The 334-nt window shown below is 46.7% G+C and carries 2 rRNA genes; both read right to left on the minus strand.

Features of this window, described 5'->3' with window-relative positions:
* Positions 1-3: 3 nt before the first annotated feature.
* Positions 4-119 (minus strand): 5S ribosomal RNA (gene rrf / locus AEA42_RS05295).
* A 130-nt stretch (positions 120-249) separates the two neighbouring features.
* A 23S ribosomal RNA gene (locus tag AEA42_RS05300) occupies positions 250-334 on the minus strand; the annotation flags it as partial.

Genomic DNA, 334 nt, shown 5'->3' on the forward strand with positions numbered 1-334 from the left:
GGCGCCTGGCGATGACCTACTCTCACATGGGGAGACCCCACACTACCATCGGCGCGATTGCGTTTCACTTCTGAGTTCGGGATGGGATCAGGTGGGACCACAATGCTATTGTCACCAAGCAAATTTGTTATTCACTACCTGTCTTATCTTTATGCAGGCAGCAAATTAATTCGGAAAGCTGTTTGAGTACCACTTCTTAAGTGTTCATATTCAAGCTAAGTGCTACTTAGCAAAACCCATCTGGGTTGTATGGTTAAGCCTCTCGAGTCATTAGTATCAGTTAGCTCAACGCCTCACAACGCTTACACACCTGACCTATCAACGTCCTAGTCTC

Source organism: Shewanella sp. Sh95 (assembly GCF_001308045.1).
In the GTDB taxonomy this organism is placed as follows: Bacteria; Pseudomonadota; Gammaproteobacteria; order Enterobacterales; family Shewanellaceae; genus Shewanella; species Shewanella xiamenensis.